General features: G+C 71.3%; 15 protein-coding genes and 1 pseudogene. 10 read left to right on the top strand and 6 right to left on the bottom strand.

Annotation, left to right across the window (positions count from 1 at the left end; translation table 11 throughout):
- The first annotated feature begins 195 nt into the window (after positions 1 to 195).
- On the top strand, positions 196 to 2,034 hold the full coding sequence (locus tag ACH4SP_RS23650) for a DUF2264 domain-containing protein (RefSeq protein WP_398417525.1): 1,839 nt from the start codon (positions 196 to 198) through the stop codon (positions 2,032 to 2,034).
- Positions 2,009 to 3,586 carry a right-handed parallel beta-helix repeat-containing protein gene (locus tag ACH4SP_RS23645; protein WP_398417524.1) on the top strand — a complete coding sequence of 526 codons (1,578 nt, stop codon included), beginning with the start codon at positions 2,009 to 2,011 and terminating at the stop codon, positions 3,584 to 3,586. The genes ACH4SP_RS23650 and ACH4SP_RS23645 overlap by 26 nt, the downstream gene beginning before the upstream one ends.
- Positions 3,587 to 3,638: 52 nt before the next feature.
- Here the strand turns inward: ACH4SP_RS23645 and ACH4SP_RS23640 are convergent, their stop codons facing one another.
- The 3 genes and pseudogenes from ACH4SP_RS23640 to ACH4SP_RS23630 all read right to left on the bottom strand — a co-directional run bounded on the left by ACH4SP_RS23640 (position 3,639) and on the right by ACH4SP_RS23630 (position 5,751).
- Positions 3,639 to 4,412 carry an SDR family NAD(P)-dependent oxidoreductase gene (locus tag ACH4SP_RS23640; protein ID WP_398417769.1) on the bottom strand — a complete coding sequence of 258 codons (774 nt, stop codon included), beginning with the start codon at positions 4,410 to 4,412 and terminating at the stop codon, positions 3,639 to 3,641.
- Between the two features lie 51 nt (positions 4,413 to 4,463).
- A pseudogene (locus ACH4SP_RS23635) lies at positions 4,464 to 4,706 on the bottom strand (multicopper oxidase domain-containing protein); the annotation flags it as partial.
- Between the two features lie 370 nt (positions 4,707 to 5,076).
- Positions 5,077 to 5,751: an MOSC domain-containing protein gene (locus tag ACH4SP_RS23630; RefSeq protein WP_398417523.1), complete on the bottom strand. Its 675-nt coding sequence runs from the start codon at positions 5,749 to 5,751 to the stop codon at positions 5,077 to 5,079.
- 82 nt (positions 5,752 to 5,833) lie between these two features.
- Here ACH4SP_RS23630 and ACH4SP_RS23625 point away from each other — a divergent pair, with 82 nt between their 5' ends.
- The gene (locus tag ACH4SP_RS23625) at positions 5,834 to 6,730 is read left to right on the top strand and encodes a LysR family transcriptional regulator (RefSeq protein ID WP_398417522.1); all 897 of its coding nucleotides are present in this window, start codon (positions 5,834 to 5,836) and stop codon (positions 6,728 to 6,730) included.
- Between the two features lie 76 nt (positions 6,731 to 6,806).
- Here ACH4SP_RS23625 and ACH4SP_RS23620 read toward each other — a convergent pair whose 3' ends face one another.
- Positions 6,807 to 7,184, bottom strand: coding sequence for a WhiB family transcriptional regulator (locus tag ACH4SP_RS23620; RefSeq protein ID WP_398417521.1), 378 nt, complete (start codon positions 7,182 to 7,184; stop codon positions 6,807 to 6,809).
- A 341-nt stretch (positions 7,185 to 7,525) separates the two neighbouring features.
- Between ACH4SP_RS23620 and ACH4SP_RS23615 the strand changes: the two genes are divergently transcribed.
- The 4 genes from ACH4SP_RS23615 (at position 7,526) to ACH4SP_RS23600 (ending at position 11,928) form a co-directional block, all read left to right on the top strand.
- Entirely contained in the window at positions 7,526 to 8,137 is a 612-nt protein-coding gene (locus ACH4SP_RS23615) for a response regulator transcription factor (RefSeq protein WP_003948568.1), read from the top strand.
- Between the two features lie 286 nt (positions 8,138 to 8,423).
- The gene (locus ACH4SP_RS23610) at positions 8,424 to 9,011 is read left to right on the top strand and encodes a sigma-70 family RNA polymerase sigma factor (RefSeq protein WP_362417467.1); all 588 of its coding nucleotides are present in this window, start codon (positions 8,424 to 8,426) and stop codon (positions 9,009 to 9,011) included.
- A gap of 178 nt (positions 9,012 to 9,189) precedes the next feature.
- Positions 9,190 to 10,695 (top strand): IMP dehydrogenase, encoded by a 1,506-nt coding sequence (gene guaB, locus ACH4SP_RS23605; RefSeq protein ID WP_398417520.1) that lies wholly within the window; start codon positions 9,190 to 9,192, stop codon positions 10,693 to 10,695.
- A 105-nt stretch (positions 10,696 to 10,800) separates the two neighbouring features.
- A complete protein-coding gene (locus tag ACH4SP_RS23600; protein WP_398417519.1) occupies positions 10,801 to 11,928 on the top strand; it encodes a GuaB3 family IMP dehydrogenase-related protein in 1,128 nt (375 codons plus the stop codon).
- Between the two features lie 152 nt (positions 11,929 to 12,080).
- Here the strand turns inward: ACH4SP_RS23600 and ACH4SP_RS23595 are convergent, their stop codons facing one another.
- Together ACH4SP_RS23595 and ACH4SP_RS23590 are read right to left on the bottom strand one after the other, a co-directional pair.
- Positions 12,081 to 12,689 (bottom strand): hypothetical protein, encoded by a 609-nt coding sequence (locus tag ACH4SP_RS23595; RefSeq protein WP_398417518.1) that lies wholly within the window; start codon positions 12,687 to 12,689, stop codon positions 12,081 to 12,083.
- Between the two features lie 141 nt (positions 12,690 to 12,830).
- Positions 12,831 to 14,093, bottom strand: coding sequence for a nucleotide sugar dehydrogenase (locus ACH4SP_RS23590; RefSeq protein ID WP_398417517.1), 1,263 nt, complete (start codon positions 14,091 to 14,093; stop codon positions 12,831 to 12,833).
- A gap of 314 nt (positions 14,094 to 14,407) precedes the next feature.
- On the opposite strand from ACH4SP_RS23590, the gene ACH4SP_RS23585 reads away from it, so the two are divergent.
- From ACH4SP_RS23585 to ACH4SP_RS23575, 3 genes are all read left to right on the top strand, one after another.
- Positions 14,408 to 16,114: a glycerol-3-phosphate dehydrogenase/oxidase gene (locus tag ACH4SP_RS23585; RefSeq protein ID WP_398417516.1), complete on the top strand. Its 1,707-nt coding sequence runs from the start codon at positions 14,408 to 14,410 to the stop codon at positions 16,112 to 16,114.
- 199 nt (positions 16,115 to 16,313) lie between these two features.
- On the top strand, positions 16,314 to 18,512 hold the full coding sequence (locus tag ACH4SP_RS23580; RefSeq protein ID WP_398417515.1) for a serine/threonine-protein kinase: 2,199 nt from the start codon (positions 16,314 to 16,316) through the stop codon (positions 18,510 to 18,512).
- Between the two features lie 198 nt (positions 18,513 to 18,710).
- Positions 18,711 to 21,701 (top strand): protein kinase, encoded by a 2,991-nt coding sequence (locus ACH4SP_RS23575; protein WP_398417514.1) that lies wholly within the window; start codon positions 18,711 to 18,713, stop codon positions 21,699 to 21,701.
- The last annotated feature ends 201 nt before the right edge of the window (positions 21,702 to 21,902 follow it).

Genomic DNA, 21,902 nt, shown 5'->3' with positions numbered 1-21,902 from the left:
GTGTGGTGGCTCGGTCCGACCCTAGACCAGCAAGGCTGATCGAACGACAGAAGTTTCGATCATTCGAACGCGATCCATTGACCTTCGATCAACGGAAGTTGATGATTCCGGGCGACGCCGACGCACCCGACGCACCCGACACCTCCGCAGCCGTAGAAGCCGCCGCCGCAGCCGTACCGCCTCCAGGGGAGCATCATGCCCACGCCGCCCGAGAACCGTGAGCTCAGCCCGTACACCGGCTGGACGCGCGCCCACTGGGAGCACACGGCCGACCAACTCCTCCGCGCCGTGCGCCCGTACAGCACCCCCCGGCACGGCCTGATCCACCTCCCAGGCCCCCGCCCCAGCGTCTCGGGGCCCCGATCCGACGGCCTCGAAGGCTTTGCCCGTACGTTCCTCCTCGCGGCCCTCCGTGTCGCAGGGGCACACGGCGACGACCCCCACGGCCACCTCCCCAGGTACGCCGAAGGACTCGCCGCAGGAACCCAACACCCCACCCCGTCCCCAGAGTTGAGTGGCACGGACCCCGAGTCCTGGCCCCGTATGGCCGACGTCCGCCAGGCCGTCGTCGAATCCGCCTCCGTCGCCCTGTCGCTCCGCCTGACCCGCCCCTGGCTCTGGGACACCCTCGACGACGCCACCCGGCAGCGCACCGTCGACTGGCTGCTCCCCGCCCTCGGTCCGTCCCCCGTGGACAACAACTGGTGGCTCTTCGGCCTCACCGTCGCCGGATTCCTCCAGGACGCAGGCATCGAGACCGACCGCGCCCGTGCCACCATCGACACCGCCCTCGCCCGCATCGAGGACTGGTACCTCGGCGACGGCTGGTACAGCGACGGCCCCAACCGTGCCTTCGACCACTACAACGCCTGGGCCCTGCACTTCTATCCCGTACTGCACGCCCATCTCGCGGGCGACACGGACCTCCTCGACCTGTACGGGCCGAGGCTGCGGGCCCAACTCGACGACACCACCCGCCTGTTCGACACCAACGGCGCCCCCGTGCCGTACGGCCGCTCGCTCACCTACCGCTTCGCCGCGGCCGCCGCCCCCTGGCTCGGCACCCTCACCGGCCACACCCCGCTCGGCCCCGGTGCCACCCGCCGCCTCGCCTCCGGCGCCCTGCGCCACTTCATGGACCGGGGCGCGACGGACGACGACGGCCTGCTCACCCTCGGCTGGTACGGCCCGTACCCGCCCATGATCCAGACGTACTCCGGACCCGCATCCCCCTACTGGGCCTCCAAGGGCTTCCTCGGCCTGCTCCTCCCCGCCGACCACCCCGCCTGGACGACGGCCGAGGAACCCCTCCCCGCCGAGACCGCCGACGCGGTCACCGTCGCCGCACCGCCGAACCTCCTCGTCCAGTCCACCGCGGCCGACGGCCTGGTCCGCCTGCACAACCACGGCAGCAACCACGTCGGCGACGGAGAGGACCCGGGCTACGCGCGCTTCGCCTACTCGACCCGCACCGGCCCGGCCCACGAGAGTGCCGACAACCACTTCTCCCTGCTCGTCGACGGTACGCAGACCACGCGCGGCCCCGCCGAACCCCTCACCCACGGCCCGGACTGGGCGTCCTCCGCGCACACCCCGGCCCCCGGTGTCCGCGTCGTCTCGGCCACCGCCGTCCACGGCCGCGCCGAAGTCCGCGCGCACCTGGTCGTCGGCGCCCCGCCGGGCACCCCGGTCCGCCAGACCGGCTGGGCCGTCACCCCGGACGGCCCGACGGCGCAGCTCCACCCGGTGCACGGCTACGACCCCGACATCGCCGAACTCCCCGTCGGTCCCACCCAGTTCGGCCCGTCCGCCCACGCCGCCGCACTCCACGGGCGTACCGCCGAGGCAGCCGGCACCCTCTTCGTCGCCCTCGCCTCCCTCACCGCCGAGCCGGCCCCGGCCCCCGCCGCGTCCCTCGCAGACGTCCAGGTCCACGGCACCGACATCCATGTGACCTGGCAGAACGGCACCACTGCCCTGCTCCGCCTCGACCCGGAGGAACCGCACCGTGAGACACCGAACCCACGCCCGTAGCGCCCGCAGTGCCCGTACGACCACGGCTCTGGTCGCCACCGCGACAGCCTCGGCCGCCGCCCTCGCCGTACTCCTCCCTTCCCCGGCCCAGGCCGCACCCGCCCAGGCCCCTGCCTCCTCCGGCCAGACCCACTACGTCGACTGCTCCGCCACCGCTCCCGGAACCGGGTCCCGCACCCGCCCCTGGACCACCCTCGCCGAAGCCAACGCCCACACCTTCGGCCCCGGCGACCGCTTGCTCTTCCAACGCGGGGCGACCTGTCAGGGTTCCCTCCAGCCGAAGGGATCCGGCGCGGCCGGGCGCCCCTTCACCATCTCCGACTACGGCCGCGCCTCGGCAGGCCGTGCCAAGCTCGACGGCGCCGGCGCCCACGACGTCGTACTCCTCGCCAACACCCAGCACATCAAGCTGACCAATCTGGAGATCGTCAACTCCGCGAACCCCGGCAGCGAGCGCAACGGCGTCCGCCTGCGCCTCACCGACTACGGCACCGCCCGGAACTTCGAGCTCGCGGGCCTCTACCTCCACGACATCCGCGGCGGCGACTTCAAGACCCTCACCGGCTCCAGCGCGATCCACATCGCCGTCGAGGGCAAGGCAAGGGCCAGTAGGTACGACGGCCTGAACATCCACCACAACCTCATAGAGGACGTCGACCGCGAAGGCATCTACTTCAAGTCGACGTATTCCAAGCGCGACCTGGTCGGCAACCAGCAGGACCCAAACGTCTACCCCGGTGATTGGACCCCCTCCACCGGCGTCCGCATCCACCACAACACCCTCAAGTCCCTTGCGGGCGACGGAATCAAGCTCGACACGACCACCGGCGCCGTCGTCGAGCGCAACCTCATAGAGGGCTTCCAGCTCCGTTCGCCCTCCGCCAACGCGGGCATCTGGACCTTCAACACCGACGACACACTCGTCCAGCACAACGACGTCTCCGGTGGCGGCAACACTCACGACGGCATGTCCTTCGACGCCGACGGCGCCTCGAAGGGGACGGTCTTCCAGTACAACTACAGCCACGACAACGTCGGCGGCTTCCTGTTGATCTGCCCGTACAGCGGCGCCAAGACCGTCGACACAGTGGTCCGCTACAACGTCAGCCGCAACGACGGCGCCCGCCTCGTCCAGAACTGCTGGGGCCCCATCCTCAACACCCAGATCTACAACAACAGCTTCTACAACAAGGAGAAGGTCCCGGCCCACCTCATAGAGGACAGCGCCGCCGCCTCCACCCAGCACGAACTCAAGCTCCGCAACAACCTCTTCGTGAGCGAGGGGACCGGCGGCTACGCGTACGACGTCAAGATCCCCGCCATCACCTTCGAGCACAACGCCTTCCACGGCGTCCCCACCACGGTCCCCAACCCCGGCGGCATCACCGCGAACCCGCTGCTGCGCCCCGACTTCCGCCTCTCCCCGGGCTCGCCCGCCCTCGCCGCCGGAGTCGAGATCCCCGACAACGGCGGCAAGGACTACTTCGGCAACCGCCTGAAGCCCGGCACGGCCCCGAACATCGGCGCGTACGCGGGCCCGGGCGTCAAGTAGGCCAAGCCGCTCACCAGGTTGGCCAAGTCACCCACTCAGCAGATCAAATCACTTACTGAGGACCGTACTTGCGGCCTGTTCGGGAAGTGATCCCCCCGAGCAGGCCGCGCGGCGCCACCTTCACCACACCCATCAGCGCCTTGTAGCGCGGGTCCGGAATCGACAGCGACTTCCCGCGCGCCAGGTCCTTCAGTGCCTCCGCCACCAGCTTGTCCGCGTCCAGCCACATCCACGACGGGATGTTGTCCGTCCCCATCCCGGCCCGCTCGTGGAACTCCGTCCGTACGAAACCGGGGCACAGCGCCATCAGCCGCACCCCGCTCCCGCCGAGGTCCTTCGCCGCGCCCTGGGTGAACTGCACGACCCACGCCTTGCTCGCCCCGTACGTACCGCGCGGCACGAAGGCAGCGACCGAGGCGACGTTGACGACCCCGCCCCGCCGCCGCTCCTTCATGCCCTTCACCGCCGCCGACGTCAGCCGCAGCACCGCCTCGCAGTGCACCTTCAGCATCGTCAGCTCGTCCGCCATCGGCACTTCGAGGAACTCGCCCTTGTTGCCGAACCCGGCGTTGTTGACCAGCAGGTCCACCGGGTGCGTACGGTCCGCGAGCCGCTCCTCGACGGCCGCGATGCCGTCGTCCGTGGACAGGTCGGCGGTCAGCACCTCGACCTCCACGCCGTGCTTGTCGTGCAGTTCCGTCGCCTGCTCCTGGAGGCGGTCGGTGCTCCGTGCCACCAGCACCAGGTTGTGTCCGTCGGATGCCAGGCGCCGTGCGAAGGCGGAACCGATGCCCGCGGTCGCTCCCGTGATCAGTGCAGTCGTCATGCGCTCCACGTTAGTGCCCTGCATGATCCCCGCCCGCCGGACGCCCGGCCCGTCGAACCGCATCGCCGGCCTCACCGTGCTGCCACCCGGTACGAACACCGTGTCCTTCGCCCCGCGCAGCGCCCCCGTCGTCGGCTTCCCGTCCACGCCCAACACCCTGAACTGCACGCCGTGCACAGGCAAGTTGTGCGGCACGCCGCCCTCGTTCCGTACGCTCCATGTCTCGGCAGTGCCCCGCGTCACGGTCTCGCCGGCCCGCCCCATGGCCATCTTCCTGCCGTTGATCCCCGACATCCGCAGCCCGAAGAACCGCCCCCGGACGGACTCCTTCCCCTGCGGAACCTCCAACGTGCCGAGAATGCAGGGCAGTTGCGTCGACTTCCTCAAAGAGGCGGCGGCCGACTTCGCGAGGGGCGGCACCTTGGGCTCGTTGCGGAACTCCACCTCCCCACCGTGCTCACCTCGGCCCCCGTCCAGAGCCGGACGAACAGACCGCCGACAGCGGCCAGGAACACGGCTGCGACCGAGCCGAGAACAATGAGGACGCGCTCCCACCGGGAGATGCTCCGACCCTCGTCCCGGCGCCCCGCCCGGACATCGGGGACGGTCCCGCAACCGCCCCCGATCCCAACGCCCGGCCCTTCTAGGGGACTTCACCCACCACCTACGCGGCGCCGCCGTGCTTCTCCAGGTAGGCGAGGGCCTTCTCCCGCGTGAGCGGCGACAGCACGTCCCCGGCCTCCAGGAGCCGCGGCAGCAGCGACCGCTCCAGGGTGTTCGCCTTGAAGTGCATCGCCACCGTGACGTCGTGCGCGGGCCGGTGCGCGATCTCGATCGGGTCTCCCGCCCGTACGACTCCGGGCTCCACCACCTTGAGGTACGCGCCCGGAGCCACCGCCTCCGTAAAGCGCTTCACCCACTTCTCCTCGTTCAGGGCGCCCGCGAACGTACGGCACGGGATGCGGGAGGCGGTCACTTCGAGGACCAGGTCCGCCCCGACCCGCCACTGCTCGCCGAGCCGCGCCCCGTTCACGTCCAGGCCCACGGTGGTGAGGTTCTCGCCGAACTCCCCGCCGCGCAGCGGCCGTCCGAGGTCGCTCTCCCACCGGTCCAGGTCCTCGCGCGCGTACGCGTAGACGGCCTGCCGGGTCCCTCCGTGGTGCCGCAGGTCGCACACGTCGTCGCCGACGAGCCCGCTGCCCCCGGTCCCGCGGGGACCCGGCTCCCGCACCTCCACAGGCCCTTCCGTCGGCTGCTTGCCGATGCCGGTCACCCCCTCCGCCTGATCGGTGTACTCGCTGGCCGTGGCCCGCCCCAGATTCACACTCAGTAGTTCCATGACAGAGAACGCTAGCCGCATCGCACTCAAAGTCGATTCCAGTAATTGGCCCCATGCTCCAAGTAAGTCTTATACTCGTTCCATGATCGAAGCCCGCCACCTCCGCGTCCTGCGCGCAGTCGCCTCCACCGGGTCCTTCTCCGCCGCCGCCCGCGAGCTCGGCTGCACACAGCCGGCCGTCAGCCAGCAGATGAAGGCCCTGGAGCAGTCGGCGGGCACCCCCCTCCTGATCCGCACCGGCCGCGAGATGCGCCTCACCCAGGCCGGCGAGGCCCTCGTCCGGCACGCCTCGGGCATCCTCGCCGGGCTCACAGCCGCCGAGGAGGAGGTCGCCGCCATCGCGGGCCTGCGCGCCGGCCGGGTCCGCCTCGTCTCCTTCCCCTCCGGCAGCTCCACCCTCGTCCCCACCGCGCTCGCCGCCCTGCGCGCCGCCCACCCCGGCACCCGGGTCTCCCTCGTCGACGCCGAACCCCCGCGCTCGGTCGAGATGCTCCGCGAGGGCGACTGCGACATCGCCCTCGCCTTCCGCTACGGCCCCGGCGGGGCCACCGAGGACTGGACCGACCTGGTCGTACGCCCCCTGCTCACGGACCGCCTCGTCGGTCTCGTCCCCGAAGGGCACCGGCTCGCCGATGCCGGGACGGTGGGCATCGTCGAACTCGCCGAAGAGCCCTGGATCGCGGGCTGCCCGCGCTGTCGCCGCCAACTGGTCGAGGTCTGCGAGAGCGCGGGCTTCGCGCCGCGTATCGATTTCGCCACCGACGACTACCCGGCCGTCATCGGCCTGGTCGGCGCCGGTCTCGGCGTCGCCGTCCTGCCCGAGCTCGCCATGGAGTCCGTACGCCCCATGGGCGCGCGCACCGTGGCGGTGGAGCCGGCCGTGCAGCGCGAGATCGTCGCGCTCACCCTGCCCGACCTGGCCCAGGTGCCGGCGGTGGCCGCCACCCTCGACCAGCTGGCACTGGCCGCCGCCCGCTGAGCGGCTGCCCGCCGGGTGGGTCGACCCAGTGGGCCGATCCGGTGCAGAAACGTTCCTTCTCGGATTGATCCACGGATTACTTCACGAGGGTGACGCGGCGGGAGTGCTCCGCCCCGCCGCCCTTCACCGGAGCCTGCTTCTTCGCGGCTCCGGCCGCGCCTGCCGGAACCAGACGGTGTCTGGCCCGGCCCATCAGCTCCTCGCGCTCGTCCTCGGTGAGGCCTCCCCACACCCCGTAGGGCTCGCGGACCTGGAGTGCGTGCGCCGCGCACTGTGCGCGCACCGGGCATCGCATGCAGACCTCCTTCGCCGAGTTCTCACGTGCGCTCCGCGCGGCCCCGCGCTCGCCCTCCGGGTGGAAGAACAGCGAGCTGTCGACACCACGGCACGCGGCGAGGAGCTGCCAGTCCCACAGGTCGGCGTTGGGTCCGGGAAGGCGGGAGAAATCTGCCATTGGTTGTCCCCTTGCGTCTGTGCTGAGGCGGAACGATGACCGAGATCATCACATCTACTGCCATCTACGGTGTGAGTAGATGTAAATATGACTCATTGCGAATCTAGCCATAGACACCAGCAAAAGGGAAGAAAACCGACTAAATGGGGCACTAGATCTTCGGGAGGCCGATTCTCAGGCCGTAACTCTTTCGAGTGACCGTCGTTGAGTTGGCTGAGGCGGTTGAAGGAAAGGGCGATCGGGCAGATGTCCGAGAGCGTCAACCGCACAGGTGACGACTTGTATTCAGCCTGGAGGCCCAAGGTGACGCGCATCAGCTGTGCGAGCGGCGGAGGTCGGTCATGACATCCGTCCTCGTCTGCGACGACTCCCCGCTTGCCCGAGAGGCGCTTCGCCGCGCGGTCGCGACCGTGCCCGGCGTCGAGCGCGTGACGACGGCTGCCAATGGCGAGGAAGTCCTCCGCCGCTGGGGCGCCGACCGTTCGGACCTGATTCTGATGGACGTACGCATGCCCGGTCTGGGTGGCGTCGAGACCGTCCGCCGACTGCTGTCCGCCGATCCCGGCGCCCGAATCATCATGCTCACGGTCGCGGAGGACCTCGACGGGGTCGCGCTGGCGGTCGCCGCCGGAGCCCGCGGGTACCTGCACAAGGACGCGTCCCGCGCCGAGCTGCGCGCGACCGTCACGCAGGCGCTCGCCGACCCGACCTGGCGGCTGGCTCCGCGCCGGCTGCGGTCCGCCGAGATGGGCGCCGCCCCGACGCTCACCGCGCGCGAGATCCAGGTCCTCGAAGGGATGAGCCACGGCCGGTCCAACGCCGAGATCGGCCGCGAGCTCTTCCTCTCCGAGGACACGGTCAAGACGCACGCCCGCCGGCTCTTCAAGAAGCTCGGCGCCTCGGACCGTGCGCACGCGGTGGCGCTCGGCTTCCGCTGGGGCCTGGTCCGCTAGGGCCTGTTCGCCGGGCGGGCCAAGGGTCCGCCCGGGGTCGGGCCCCGCTGGTTTGTGCGCGTGAGATGGTCCCCCGCCCGCCCTGTGCGGGCGGGGTGCAGGACGCCCGATCCCGGTTCGGCGGCCGATGCCGCATCCTTGAGGGATGGGGTTCCTCGGGAACGGGTCGGTCGAGCGGAAGGGGAGGGCGCGGGAGATGAGTCCTGGCGTACCTGCTCATAACGCTTCAGTGCACAACTACGGACGCGGTGGCGCGGAAGCCGCCACGTCAAGGCACCATGGACCGATGCGTGACGAAGAGGCGGTCGCGGCCCAGGGGGCCATCGGTGCCCTGGTGCACCTGGCCGTCGAGGGCGACGAGCAGGCCACGCACGACCTCCTCGCGCACGTCCACCCGCTCGCGCTGCGCTACTGCCGCTCCCGGCTCTCCCGGCTGCCCGGTGATGCCCGGCACTTCGTGGAGGACCTGGCGCAGGAGGTGTGCGTCGCGGTGCTGATGGCGCTGCCGCGCTACCGGGACACCGGGCGGCCCTTCGAGGCCTTCGTCTTCGCCATCGCCGCGCACAAGGTCGCCGATCTGCAGCGGGCGGCAATGCGCCATCCCGGATCGACCGCCGTGCCCTCCGACGAGATGCCGGAGCGGCCCGACGACTCCCTCGGCCCCGAGGAGCGGGCACTGCTCAGCAGCGACGCCGCCTGGGCCAAGAAGCTGCTCGCCAATCTTCCCGAGCACCAGCGCGAGCTGCTGGTGCTGCGGGTCGCGGTCGGCCTGACCGCGGAGGAAACGGGACAGAAGCTCGGAATGTCCCCGGGTGCCGTGCGTGTTGCACAGCACAGGGCGCTGAGCCGGCTCCGCGCCCTCGCCGAGCAGTAGCCCGTCCGCCGCCCGGCTTCCGCCTGCTCCGCCCGTGCCACGCCGCGTACCGCACCGTCGTAGGGCCGCACAGGAGAAACGTACAAACTTGGCCGCTTGTCATGATCGTGGAATCTGACACCCCTGGTTCCCGTTAGCATGGACATCCGCGCCGAGCAAGACCATTTGGGAAGGTGTCATGACTGCCAACGTCGATGGAGTGCCGGAGAAATTCGCGATGCTCGGGCTGACCTACGACGACGTGCTGCTGCTTCCCGGCGCGTCCGACATGGCCCCCGACCAGATCGACACCTCCTCCCTCATCTCGCGGAACGTACGGGTGAACATCCCCCTGCTGTCCGCCGCGATGGACAAGGTCACCGAGGCCCGGATGGCCATCGCGATGGCCCGCCAGGGCGGTGTCGGTGTCCTGCACCGCAATCTCTCCATCGCCGACCAGGCCAACCAGGTCGACCTGGTCAAGCGCTCCGAGTCGGGCATGGTCACCGACCCGATCACCGTGCACCCGGACGCCACGCTCGCCGAGGCGGACCAGCTGTGCGCGAAGTTCCGCATCAGCGGCGTGCCTGTCACCGACCCGGCGGGCAAGCTGCTCGGCATCGTCACCAACCGCGACATGGCCTTCGAGACCGACCGCAGCCGTCAGGTGCGCGAGGTCATGACGCCGATGCCGCTGGTCACCGGCAAGGTCGGCATTTCGAGCGTGGACGCGGTGCAGCTGCTGCGCCGTCACAAGATCGAGAAGCTGCCGCTGGTCGACGACGCGGGCATCCTCAAGGGCCTCATCACGGTCAAGGACTTCGTCAAGGCCGAGAAGTACCCGAACGCGGCCAAGGACGCAGAGGGCCGGCTGCTCGTCGGTGCCGCCGTCGGCGTCGCGGGTGACGCGTTCGAGCGCGCCCAGGCACTGGCCGAGGCCGGTGTCGACTTCATCGTCGTCGACACCGCGCACGGCCACTCCCGCCTGGTCGGCGACATGGTCGCCAAGATCAAGTCGAACACCTCGGGCATCGACGTCATCGGCGGCAACATCGCCACCCGGGACGGCGCGCAGGCGCTCATCGACGCCGGTGTCGACGGCATCAAGGTCGGTGTCGGCCCCGGTTCCATCTGTACGACCCGTGTCGTCGCCGGTATCGGCGTCCCGCAGGTCACCGCCATCTATGAGGCGTCGCTCGCGGCGAAGGCGGCCGGGGTTCCGGTCATCGGCGACGGCGGTCTGCAGTACTCCGGCGACATCGCGAAGGCGCTCGTCGCCGGCGCGGACACGGTGATGCTGGGCTCGCTGCTCGCGGGCTGCGAGGAGTCGCCGGGCGAGCTGCTGTTCATCAACGGCAAGCAGTTCAAGTCGTACCGCGGCATGGGCTCGCTGGGCGCCATGCAGACCCGCGGCGAGAACAAGTCGTACTCCAAGGACCGGTACTTCCAGGAGGGCGTGCGCACCGACGACAAGCTCGTGCCCGAGGGCATCGAGGGCCAGGTGCCCTACCGGGGCCCGGTCTCGGCGGTCGTGCACCAGCTGGTCGGCGGCCTGCGCCAGTCGATGTTCTACGTCGGCGGGCGTACGGTGCCCGAGCTCCAGGACAACGGCCGCTTCGTCCGGATCACGTCCGCGGGCCTCAAGGAGAGCCACCCGCACGACATCCAGATGACGGTCGAGGCACCGAACTACAGCAGGAAGTAACACCTCCGATTGCGCCCAGGGGCGGTCCCGGAATCACCGGGACCGCCCCTTCGCTGCGTGTCGGGGATACTGGAACGGCAGACCAAGAGGGAAAGGCCACACAACGTGACTGAGATCGAGATCGGGCGCGGCAAGCGCGGCCGCAGGGCGTACGCGTTCGACGACATCGCCATCGTGCCGAGCCGGCGTACGCGGGACCCGAAGGAGGTCTCGATCGCCTGGCAGATCGACGCCTACCGCTTCGAGCTGCCGTTCCTGGCCGCTCCGATGGACTCGGTCGTCTCCCCGCAGACCGCCATCCGCATCGGCGAGATGGGCGGCCTCGGCGTCCTCAACCTCGAAGGCCTCTGGACGCGGTACGAGGACCCGGAGCCGCTGCTGGCCGAGATCCGCGAGCTGAACGACGAGGGCGCCGCCACCCGCCGCCTCCAGGAGATCTACTCCGAGCCCATCAAGGCGGAGCTGATCGGGCAGCGCATCAAGGAGGTGCGCGACTCGGGCGTGGTCACCGCCGCCGCGCTGTCTCCGCAGCGTACGGCCGAGTTCTCCAAGGCCGTCGTGGACGCGGGCGTCGACATCTTCGTGATCCGGGGGACGACGGTCTCGGCCGAGCACGTCTCCGGTGCCGCCGAGCCGCTGAACCTCAAGCAGTTCATCTACGAGCTGGACGTCCCGGTCATCGTGGGCGGCTGTGCCACCTACACCGCCGCGCTGCACCTGATGCGTACCGGTGCCGCCGGTGTGCTCGTGGGCTTCGGCGGCGGTGCCGCGCACACGACCCGCAACGTACTGGGCATCCAGGTGCCGATGGCCACCGCCGTGGCCGACGTGGCCGCCGCGCGCCGTGACTACATGGACGAGTCCGGCGGCCGGTACGTGCACGTCATCGCCGACGGCGGTGTCGGCTGGTCCGGCGACATCCCGAAGGCCGTCGCCTGCGGCGCCGACGCCGTGATGATGGGCTCCCCGCTGGCCCGTGCCACGGACGCGCCCGGCCAGGGCCACCACTGGGGCATGGAGGCCGTCCACGAGGACGTGCCGCGCGGCAAGCGCATGAACCTGGGCGTGGTCGGCACCACCGAGGAGATCCTGACCGGTCCCTCGCACGTGCCGGACGGCTCGATGAACATGTTCGGTGCGCTGCGCCGCTCGATGGCGACGACGGGCTACAGCGAGCTCAAGGAGTTCCAGCGCGTCGAGGTGACGGTGGCGGACTCGCAGCACCGCCGCTGACCGCACCGGTCCCGTACGTAGGCGAGTGGCCCGGCACCTCATAGAGGTGCCGGGCCACTCGTGCGCGAGGGTGTGCGGTTTCTTCTCGCGCGGTTTCTTCTCGCGCGGTTACTTCTCGCGCAGTTACTTCTCGCGCGGTTCTTCTCGCGCGGTTACGAGGCCTTCTTGGCGCCGGAGACGGCGCCGACGGCACCGAGGGCGAAGAAGACGAAGGACATGAAGTCCAGCTCTGCCTTCCAGCCGGCGTTCAGGTCGCCGAAGTGCTGGGTGAGGATCTCCATGACGCCGATGGGCGCCTCCTTGGAGATGAAGATCGCATAGCCCAGGATCTGGCCGAGGTAGACGGCGGCCAGGGCGAGGAGCGCGCTCACCACGGCGGTCGCCGCGTTGAAGCCGCCGACCTTGCCGGCCACGAAGCCGACGAGGAGGCCGACGCCCACCGCGGCGTAGCCCACCTCGGCCTCCACGGCGCCCATGATCGCGCCGTAGATGCCTGCCGCGATCAGCGCGACCACGAAGGCGGCCAGGATGCCGAGGCCCGCATTGCCGCGACGGGCCGGGGCGGGCGGCGGGAAGCCGCCGCCGAACTGGCCGCCCTGCTGGGGGAACTGGCCCGGCTGCTGCTGGCCGTACTGGCCGGGGGCCTGCGGGTACTGCTGGCCCTGGGCGAAGGGGTTGCCGCCGCCGGGCTGCTGGGGCGGCTGGCCCTGGGCGTACGGGTTGCCGCCGGGCTGCTGGGGCGGCTGAGCGGGATAGGACATGGGTGGTTCCCCCCTGGGAGCGGACGCGCGTAAAGCGTGCATAAGTTCGGATGTGCGGCCTGACGTTAGCAGCCGTCGCCGACAGGGGTGTGCGGGTTTCGGGTTCATTCCTTGCGCAACCGGAACCGGTTGCCGGTGGCGCTAGAGCCGGTACGCCGCCCCTGCCGGGCTCGCTCCCCGTGTGTCCAGCAGGAGTTGGGCCTTCACCGCCAGGCCCTGGAGGTCGTACGTCCGGTGGTGCTGGAGCAGGATCGTCAGGTCCGCCGCTGCCGCCGCCTCATAGAGGGAGTCGGCGCGGGGGACGGGGACGTCGCGCACGCGCCAGTGCGGGACGTGCGGGTCGTGGTAGGTGAGATGGGCGCCCATGTCGCGCAGCCGGGTGGCGATCTCGGGGGCGGGGGAGCCCTCCTGGTCGGCGAGGTCGGGCTTGTAGGAGACGCCGAGGAGCAGCACGCGGGCGCCCCGCGCGGACTTGCCGTGCTCGTTGAGGAGGGTGGCGCAGCGCTGGATGACGTACTGCGGCATCCGGCTGTTGATCTCCTGGGCGAGGCCGACCATGCGCAGCGGGTGGCCGGGCGTACGGCTGCCGTAGGAGAGGTAGTTGGGGTCCAGGGGGACGCTGTGGCCGCCGACCCCGGGGCCGGGGCGGAACGCCTGGAAGCCGTACGGCTTGGTCTCGGAGCAGCGGATGACGTCCCAGAGGTCCACGCCGAGGTCGTGGCAGAGGACGGCCATCTCGTTGGCGAGGGCGATGTTGACGTGCCGGAAGTTGGTTTCGAGTACGCCGACGGTCTCCGCCTCGCGCGGGCCGCGGGCGCGCACCACCTTGTCGGTGAGCCGGCCGTAGAAGGCGGCGGCGGACTCGGTGCAGGCGGGGGTGAGTCCGCCGATGACCTTGGGGGTGTGCGCATAGCCGTGGGTGCGGTTGCCGGGGTCCAGCCGGCTGGGGGAGTGCGCGAGGTGGAAGTCGCGGCCCGCGCGCAGGCCGGACCCCGCCTCCAGGAGGGGGCGCAGGAATTCTTCGGTCGCCCCCGGGTAGGCGGCCGACTCCAGCAGCACGGTGGTGTGCGGGCGCAGGCGCGACGCGAGCGTGCGAGCCGCGGCCTCCACGGCGGACAGGTCGAGGGTGCGGTCCGGGCCGAGCCGGGTCGGGGCGCAGATGACGGCCGTACGGACCCGGCCCAGCTCGGCGGGGTCGGTGGTCGGCCGGAAGCCCCCGGCGAGCATCCGGCGGATCTCGGCGGCGGAGAGCGAGCCGTCCACGGGCGGGCGGCCGGCGGCCAGCTCGGCGACGGGGCGCGGATCGGCGTCGTAGCCGATGGTGGCGATGCCGGCGGCGACGGCGGCCTGGGCGAGGGGGAGACCGAGGTGGCCGAGTCCGATGACGGCGAGGTCTGCGGGCATGGTGTGAGCCGTCCTTCCCTTGGGGTCCCTCCGGGTCACGGATCTGCCGGGCCGCCTCCAATAACCGGAGGTGGGGCAGTGCGCAAGCCCTGTGGACAATTCGAGCCGAGGAAATGTCAGACTAGGCGTAAATATGACCGTTATGAGGGATTTGGCGTCCTCGTATGGGTGGTCCCGGCGCGGGCCGTGCGTCCGGTTGTCCACAGGCGGTGGCTGAAGCACCGGCCTGCGGCGAGAATCGGTGGAGTGGCCCCGGTCACACCCGCCCAACAGGACAGCACCAGCCGCACCAACCGCACCAACGGGAGGCAGCAGTGAGGACAGCGACACTGGGACCGGCCGAGCGCGCAGAGGCGCTCGCCGCGATGGCCGAGCGGGAACTGGACGTGCTGGTGGTGGGCGCGGGCGTGGTCGGTGCGGGCACGGCGCTGGACGCCGTCACGCGGGGCCTGTCCACCGGACTCGTCGAGGCGCGGGACTGGGCCTCGGGGACCTCCAGCAGGTCGAGCAAGCTGATCCACGGCGGGCTCCGCTATCTGGAGATGCTCGACTTCGCGCTCGTACGGGAGGCGCTGAAGGAGCGCGGACTGCTGCTTGAGCGCCTCGCTCCGCACCTGGTCAAGCCGGTGCCCTTCCTCTACCCGCTCCAGCACAAGGGGTGGGAGCGGTGGTACGCGGGCTCGGGCGTGGCGCTGTACGACGCGATGTCGGTGTCGTCGGGACACGGGCGCGGACTGCCGATGCACCGTCACCTGACGCGGCGGCACGCGCTGCGCGTGGCACCGGCGTTGAAGAAGGACGCGCTCACCGGGGCGCTCCAGTACTACGACGCACAGATGGACGACGCCCGCTATGTGGCGACGCTGGTGCGCACCGCCGCCGCCTACGGCGCGCACGTCGCCAACCGGGCCCGGGTGGTCGGCTTCCTGCGGGAGGGCGAACGGGTCGTCGGGGTGCGGGTCGAGGACGTCGAGGCCCGGGGCGAGTACGAGATCAGGGCGAAGCAGGTGGTGAACGCGACCGGGGTGTGGACCGACGACACCCAGGCGCTGATCGGGGAGCGCGGACAGTTCCACGTCCGGGCCTCCAAGGGAATTCACCTGGTGGTGCCGAAGGACCGAATTCATTCGACTACCGGACTGATTCTCCGGACCGAGAAATCAGTGCTTTTCGTCATTCCGTGGGGAAGGCACTGGATTGTCGGAACCACGGATACCGATTGGGATCTGGACAAGGCGCACCCGGCGGCTTCGAGTGCGGATATCGACTATCTGCTGGAGCACGTGAATTCGGTGCTGGCCGTTCCTCTGACGCGGGACGACGTGCAGGGGGTGTACGCGGGCCTGCGGCCCCTGCTGGCCGGGGAGTCGGACGCCACCAGCAAGCTCTCCCGGGAGCACACGGTGGCACATCCGGTACCGGGGCTCGTGGTGGTCGCGGGCGGCAAGTACACGACGTACCGCGTGATGGCGAAGGACGCCGTCGACGAGGCGGTGCACGCGCTGGACGTCCGGGTCGCGGAGTGCGTGACCGAGGACGTGCCGCTGCTGGGCGCCGAGGGATACCGGGCGATGTGGAACGCACGGGCCAGGACGGCCGCCCGGACGGGCCTCCATGTGGTGCGCGTGGAACACCTGTTGAACCGGTACGGGTCCCTGGTGGAGGAGGTGCTGGAGCTGATCGCGCAGGACCCGGGGCTCGGTGAGCCGCTGACGGGGGCCGACGACTATCTGCGGGCGGAGATCGTCTACGCGGCCTCGCACGAGGGGGCCAGGCACCTCGACGACGTCCTGACGCGGCGCACCCGGATCTCGATCGAGACGTTCGACCGGGGGACGCTGAGCGCGCTGGAGTGCGCCGAGTTGATGGCTCCGGTGCTGGGCTGGGACAAGGGGCAGGTGGAGCGGGAGGTGGAGCACTACGAGAAGCGGGTCGAGGCGGAGCGGGAGTCGCAGCGGCAGCCGGACGACCTGACGGCGGACGCGGCCAGGCTGGGGGCGCCGGACATCGTGCCGTTGTAGGGGTGGGCGCGGGGGCGGGTGTGGGGCGCGGCGGATTGTCCGCCCGCGCCCCGGGGGTGTTGGCGGTCTGCGCGTGGGGGACAATGGGGGCTCTGCCAGGGCGGGTTGCCGCATCGCCGGAGAAGCTGCCGAGAAGGTCTGCGACGCGTTCGTACGGGCCGGGGCACGGGGCGAAGATCAGGGATCGCAGAGGGGACGCATGTCGGACGAGCCGGAGCAGTCGCGGAAGAGCACGCAGGATGCCGTGTCCGACAAGAAGGATGCCGTGTCCGGGGATGCCGGGGACGCTGTGTCCGCGGACGCCGGGGCTCGCGACGTCGAGTCCGGGGAATCCGGGTCCCGGGGAGCCGGGTCCGGGGGTGCGGGGACCCGTGATGCCGAGCCCGGGGACGCCGAGCCGTCCGGGGACGCCGAGTTCCGGGACGCCGAGTCCCGGGGGGCGCTGGCCGACGAGCAGGCGGCGGCGGAAGCCGCCAAGGACGCCGCTTCGGACACCTCCAAGGAGGTCGAGGGCCGCCTGCTGGCGGGCCGTTACCGGCTCGGTGACGTGCTCGGCCGGGGCGGCATGGGCACCGTCTGGCGGGCCGTCGACGAGACGCTCGGCAGGACCGTCGCGGTCAAGGAGCTGCGCTTCCCGACCGCCATCGACGAGGACGAGAAGCGCCGTCTGATCACGCGCACCCTGCGCGAGGCGAAGGCGATCGCCCGGATCCGCAACAACAGCGCGGTCACGGTCTTCGACGTCGTCGACGAGGACGACCGGCCGTGGATCGTCATGGAGCTGGTCGAGGGCAAGTCGCTCGCCGAAGCGATCCGTGAGGACGGCCTGCTGACGCCGCGACGGGCCGCCGAGGTCGGGCTCGCGATCCTCGACGTGCTGCGCGCCGCGCACCGCCAGGGCATCCTGCACCGCGACGTCAAGCCGTCGAACGTACTGATCGCCGAGGACGGCCGGGTCGTCCTGACCGACTTCGGCATCGCCCAGGTCGAGGGCGACCCCTCGATCACCTCCACCGGCATGCTCGTCGGCGCCCCCTCGTACATCTCGCCGGAGCGGGCGCGCGGCCACAAGCCGGGTCCCGCCGCCGACATGTGGTCGCTGGGCGGTCTGATCTACGCGTCGGTGGAGGGCGTTCCGCCGTACGACAAGGGGTCCGCGATCGCGACGCTGACCGCCGTGATGACCGAGCCGGTCGACCCGCCGAAGAACGCGGGGCCGCTGGAGGAGGTCATCTACGGTCTGCTCGTCAAGGACCCGGCGCAACGGCTCGACGACGCGGGCGCACGGGCGCTCCTGGGCGACGTGCTCGACCAGCTGGACAAGGCGGACGCGGCCGGCGACGAGCTGGTGCGGTCGGACGCCACGAAGGTGGTTCCGCTTCCGCCGGTCCCCGCGGAGCCGGCAGCCAAGGCGCCCCGTACGCCCAAGGCGAGGAAGACCGCCGCGGTGAAGGCGGAGAAGCCGGCCGGGGCCATGCCCGCGGCCGCGGCGGCCGCTGCTCCGGTGGCACCTGCGGCGGCGGGTCCTGCCGCTGCGGGCGCGGCGCCCGCAGCGATGCAGTCGACCGGTTCCGGTTCCGGTGGCGGAGGTATGTCGCCGGGGAGCGTCGGAGGCATGTCGCCCGGTGTGCGCAAGCGGGCGCTGCTCGTGGTCGCGCTGGTGGCCGCGCTCGCCGTACTGGGCACGGTGATCGCGATCGCGCTGAACAAGGACGATCCCGGGAAGGGCGGCGAGACGGGCAAGAACGGCACGTCCGCATCCGCCGGGGCTACGGGCGGCGACAGCAAGAACCCGGACAAGGACCCCGACAAGGGGAAGGGCACCGACCCGGCCAAGGGCAACGGGACGGGCGGGAGCACGGGTGGGAACACGGACGGCAAGGACGGCGGAACCAAGCCCTCCGGCGACCCGTCCGCAGGAAAGCCCGCCGACGGCGCGGTGCCCGCGGGGTTCACGGCGGTCACCGACGGCAGGTTCCACTTCTCGATGGCCATGCCCGAAGGGTTCCGCCGGACGGGCATAGCGGGCGAGAGCTCGGGCGGGATATACAGCAAGAGCGGCGGATTCCCGCGCGTACAGGTCGACTTCAACAACCAGCCCGGCAGCGACGCGGCCCTCGCCTGGGGCAAGGCGGTTGCGGGCACCGCTGCTCAGAGCGACAACTTCAAGCAGATCAGCATCAAGCCCGTCTCCTACAACGGCTACCCCACGACCGCCGACTGGGAGTTCGAGCGCGACCAGAAGGGGCAGCGGATACACGTGCTCAACCGCGGCTTCCGGGTCGACGCGACCCACGGCTACTCGATCATGGTGAGCTGCCCGGCCGACGGCTGGGACGGCGCGGAGTGCAAGCAGCTGCGCGAGACCGCGTTCGCCACGTTCAAGCCGACTGACTGACCGGGATGCGTTGACACTGCCTCGCGACGGGGTATTGCCACGTATCGTGAGACCCCGTGGACCGTACGCAGCCGCAATTCGCCGGTAAACGACCGGAATTGATGGTTTCGAGCGGTCCCCATGGTCACGAAGGTCAGTCCCGGTGGTCGGCGCAGACGACCGGGGACAGCGGGGAAAAGCGCGCTTTGGGGAGGCGTCGTGGACGACTACGCGGGTCGGGTGCTCGCCGACCGCTACCGCCTGCCATTGCCGCCCTCCGACGAGTACGACCTGGTGGAGACGCGGGCCTTTGACGGGTACAGCGGCCAGGAGGTCCTTGTCCGGCAGGTGCCGCTGCCGGAGGTGGTCGACGCGGAGTTCGTCGACGGTGAGGGCGGTCCGGTGCACCGGCGGCCCGCCGGCGGGCGGGGTGCGCCGCGCCGGTCCGGCGACCCGGCCGTACGACGCGCCATCGAGGCGGCGCAGGCCGCCGCGCAGATCCCCGACCACCCCCGGCTCGACCAGGTCTTCGACGTCTTCGAGGAAGACGGCTCGCTGTGGATAGTGAGTGAACTGGTGGCGGCCCGGCCGCTCGCGGCGCTGCTCGCCGAGGCCCCGCTCAGCCCCTACCGGGCCGCCGAGGTCGCCTCCGACGTGCTCACCGCGCTGCGGGTGCTGCACGCGCACGGCTGGACCCACCGGAACATCACCGTCCGCACGGTGCTCGTCTGCGACGACGGCCGCATCGTGCTGACGGGGCTGGCGGCGGGCGCGGCCGAGGAGGCGCTGTGCGGGTATGCGCCGATCCCCGGTACGGGAGCGGGAGCCGCGCCCGTACCGCAGCCGGGGTCACCGGGCGGACCCGGTGGTGGCACGGGCAGCGGGACGGGCGGTTGGGGTGAGGCCTCGGTGCCGGTGCCGCGCGGGCATGTGGCGCCGGGAGGTGCGTCCGGCTCCGGCCGGCCCGCACTCCCCGCGCTTCCCACGGACTTCCTGGGCCGGTCCGCAGGCCAGTCGGACGCCGGGGCGGCGTCGGCGCAGGGCGCCCCGGCGCTTCCGGCCGCACCCCCGGCGGGCGACGCGCGGGCGGCCAGGGCAGGGGCGATAGCCGCGTACCGGGCGGGTGCGCGGGCGGCGGCCAGGGCCACCGAGGACCAGCGCCGCCAGCCAGTCGACCCGCCGCGCAGCCCGTACCTCCAGGACCCGGCGGCGGGTTCCGGCACGGAAGGCGCGGGTACGGGAACGGGCGCGACGGGCACGGGTACGAGCTCCGGGGCGGGCACGCGCGCGGTGTCCCCGTACGGGGCCGCGGCGGCCGGTACCGGTCCCGTCTCTCCCTACGGCGATCCGCCGAGCCAGGCGAATCAGCCGAACCAGCCGAGCCAACCGAATCAGCCGAATCGGCCGTACCTGGCGAACCAGCCGAGCCAGAGCGCCACTTCGGCCTTCGGAGACCGGACTTCCGATCGCGGTAACCCCGGCGAAGGAGTCGAGCGGGTCGCAGGGCCGGGCCCCGGGGCCGCCTGGCACGGGGCCATGCCCCGGGGCGGTGGTGCCGGTGGCGAGGCGCTGCGCGCCGACGAACTGCGGCACAGCCATCAGTCGGAGCCCGGACACGGGACCGGGACCGGGACCGGACACGGGCATGGGCATGGTCACGGGCACGGGCAGGAACTCGACCGCGTGCGGGTCGGCCAGGGCGACCCGTCCACCGGTTCCGCCCCGTCCGCCGTTCCCGTACCGGTCAAGTCACCGGCTGGCAGCGGACGTTGGGACGACGTCATCGCCGGGCTGCCCTACCGGGGCCCCAGCACACCGCTGGCCGCTGAGCGCGCCCGCCAGACCCGGATGGCGGTCATCGGCGCCGTGACCGAGCGGTGGGCGCCCGAGCAGGCCGGTCCGGTGTACGAGAACTGGCAGTTGGCGCCGCCGATCGGGCCCGCCACCGACCTGTGGGCACTCGGCGCGCTGCTGTTCCGCGTCGTACAGGGGCATGCGCCCTACCCGGAGGACAACACCGCCGAGCTGGTGCAGATGGTTTGCGCCGAGCCGCCCGCCTTCGCGGAGGAGTGCGGTCCGCTGCGGCCGGTCGTCGAGTCGCTGCTGCGCCAGGACCCCACCGAGCGGCCGGACTTCGAGGAGCTGCGCGGCTGGCTGCGTTCGCTCGTACGGTCCGCGCCGGAGCCGGAAGGGGGCACCAAGGTCGTACCGCTGCCGTCGCCGCCGGACGCCACGCGGCTGCCGATCGTACGGCGCAGGGGCGAGCTCGTACGCAAGCGGCGTGGTGCTTCGCAGCACGGGCGGCACCGGCACAAGCAGGGCAAGGGCCGGGAGAGGACGGGCCAGGCGGCGCGCGAGCAGGCGCCGCGCGCCCCGCGCGTGCAGCGGGAGCCGCGCATCGGGGCGCGGCAGCCGCGCTCGATGGGACGGTGGCTGCTGGTGCTCGTTCTGGCCGGGCTCGCGGCGGCCGTCGTGTACGCCGTGATGTTCCTGCCGAAGGACGGCGGGGACGTTGCGCCCGGCGAGCAGAACACGGGCAGCGGCCAGCCCGCGCAGTCCGGCGGCGCGCAGCCCGACCAACCGCAGCAGCCCGCGCCCGAGCGCTCCGACGACCCGCCCGTCGACGGCACGAACGGCACGAACGGCACGAACGGCGGGCAGGGCAACGGACAGGGCAACAACCAAGGCAACGACCAGAGCCAGGACAAGCCCCCGGCCGCCGATCCGCCGCCCGCCCAGAACCCGGCGTCCGGCCTGCCCTCCGGGTACGTCCTGCGCAAGGACGAGGGCGGCTTCCAGATCGCCGTCGACAAGAACTGGCGGCGGACGCCGATGAACGCCAGCCGCCAGGTCCGCTACCAGGGGTACGACATCGAGATCGTCGTCGTGCCCGGCCGGGACACCGTCAAGGCCAAGGGCAGCGACCCGATGGTGTACCAGCTCAAGGAGGAGCAGGAGTTGCAGCCCCTGCGCGACTCCACCTGGGCCCAGCAGTCCGGGCTGCGGCGGATCAGCGTCGGTCAGCAGGCGGCGGCGGAGGGCCAGTTCACCTGGAAGGACAGCAGCGGCCGGGACGTCTTCGTGCGCAACAAGGCGATGATCGTCGGCGGGACCTACCACATCATCCAGGTCATCGGCCCGGAGTCGCAGCGCGACCAGGTGAGCGAGGTGTACGAGGCGGCGGTGCTGCACTACCGGTCGACGAAGTAGCGCGAGCAGCGCGAGTAGCGCGAGCAGCATGAGCAACCCCAAGCACCCCTAGCACCCCGAGCAGCACAAGTAGCCCGTACGCAGGGCGTATCACGGTGCGTATCGACGGACCTGTCGCTCCGCGGGGCGACGGACGTGTCACGGTGCGGTCTCGTGATCGCCCCTGTGTTCCACCTCCGGATCCCTGATCCGTAACCTGGT

It is taken from the genome of Streptomyces sp. NPDC021093, from assembly GCF_044333135.1.
Classification (GTDB): Bacteria; Actinomycetota; Actinomycetes; order Streptomycetales; family Streptomycetaceae; genus Streptomyces.
This window is presented reverse-complemented; position numbering and strand designations above follow the sequence as displayed.

Coding starts and splice junctions, on each gene's coding strand:
- ACH4SP_RS23650 (WP_398417525.1), top strand. CDS start 196: ATGCCCACGCCGCCCGAGAACCGTGAGCTCAGCCCGTACACCGGCTGG.
- ACH4SP_RS23640 (WP_398417769.1), bottom strand. CDS start 4,412: ATGACGACTGCACTGATCACGGGAGCGACCGCGGGCATCGGTTCCGCC.
- ACH4SP_RS23630 (WP_398417523.1), bottom strand. CDS start 5,751: ATGGAACTACTGAGTGTGAATCTGGGGCGGGCCACGGCCAGCGAGTAC.
- ACH4SP_RS23625 (WP_398417522.1), top strand. CDS start 5,834: ATGATCGAAGCCCGCCACCTCCGCGTCCTGCGCGCAGTCGCCTCCACC.
- ACH4SP_RS23620 (WP_398417521.1), bottom strand. CDS start 7,184: ATGGCAGATTTCTCCCGCCTTCCCGGACCCAACGCCGACCTGTGGGAC.
- ACH4SP_RS23615 (WP_003948568.1), top strand. CDS start 7,526: ATGACATCCGTCCTCGTCTGCGACGACTCCCCGCTTGCCCGAGAGGCG.
- ACH4SP_RS23610 (WP_362417467.1), top strand. CDS start 8,424: ATGCGTGACGAAGAGGCGGTCGCGGCCCAGGGGGCCATCGGTGCCCTG.
- guaB (WP_398417520.1), top strand. CDS start 9,190: ATGACTGCCAACGTCGATGGAGTGCCGGAGAAATTCGCGATGCTCGGG.
- ACH4SP_RS23595 (WP_398417518.1), bottom strand. CDS start 12,689: ATGTCCTATCCCGCTCAGCCGCCCCAGCAGCCCGGCGGCAACCCGTAC.
- ACH4SP_RS23590 (WP_398417517.1), bottom strand. CDS start 14,093: ATGCCCGCAGACCTCGCCGTCATCGGACTCGGCCACCTCGGTCTCCCC.
- ACH4SP_RS23580 (WP_398417515.1), top strand. CDS start 16,314: ATGTCGGACGAGCCGGAGCAGTCGCGGAAGAGCACGCAGGATGCCGTG.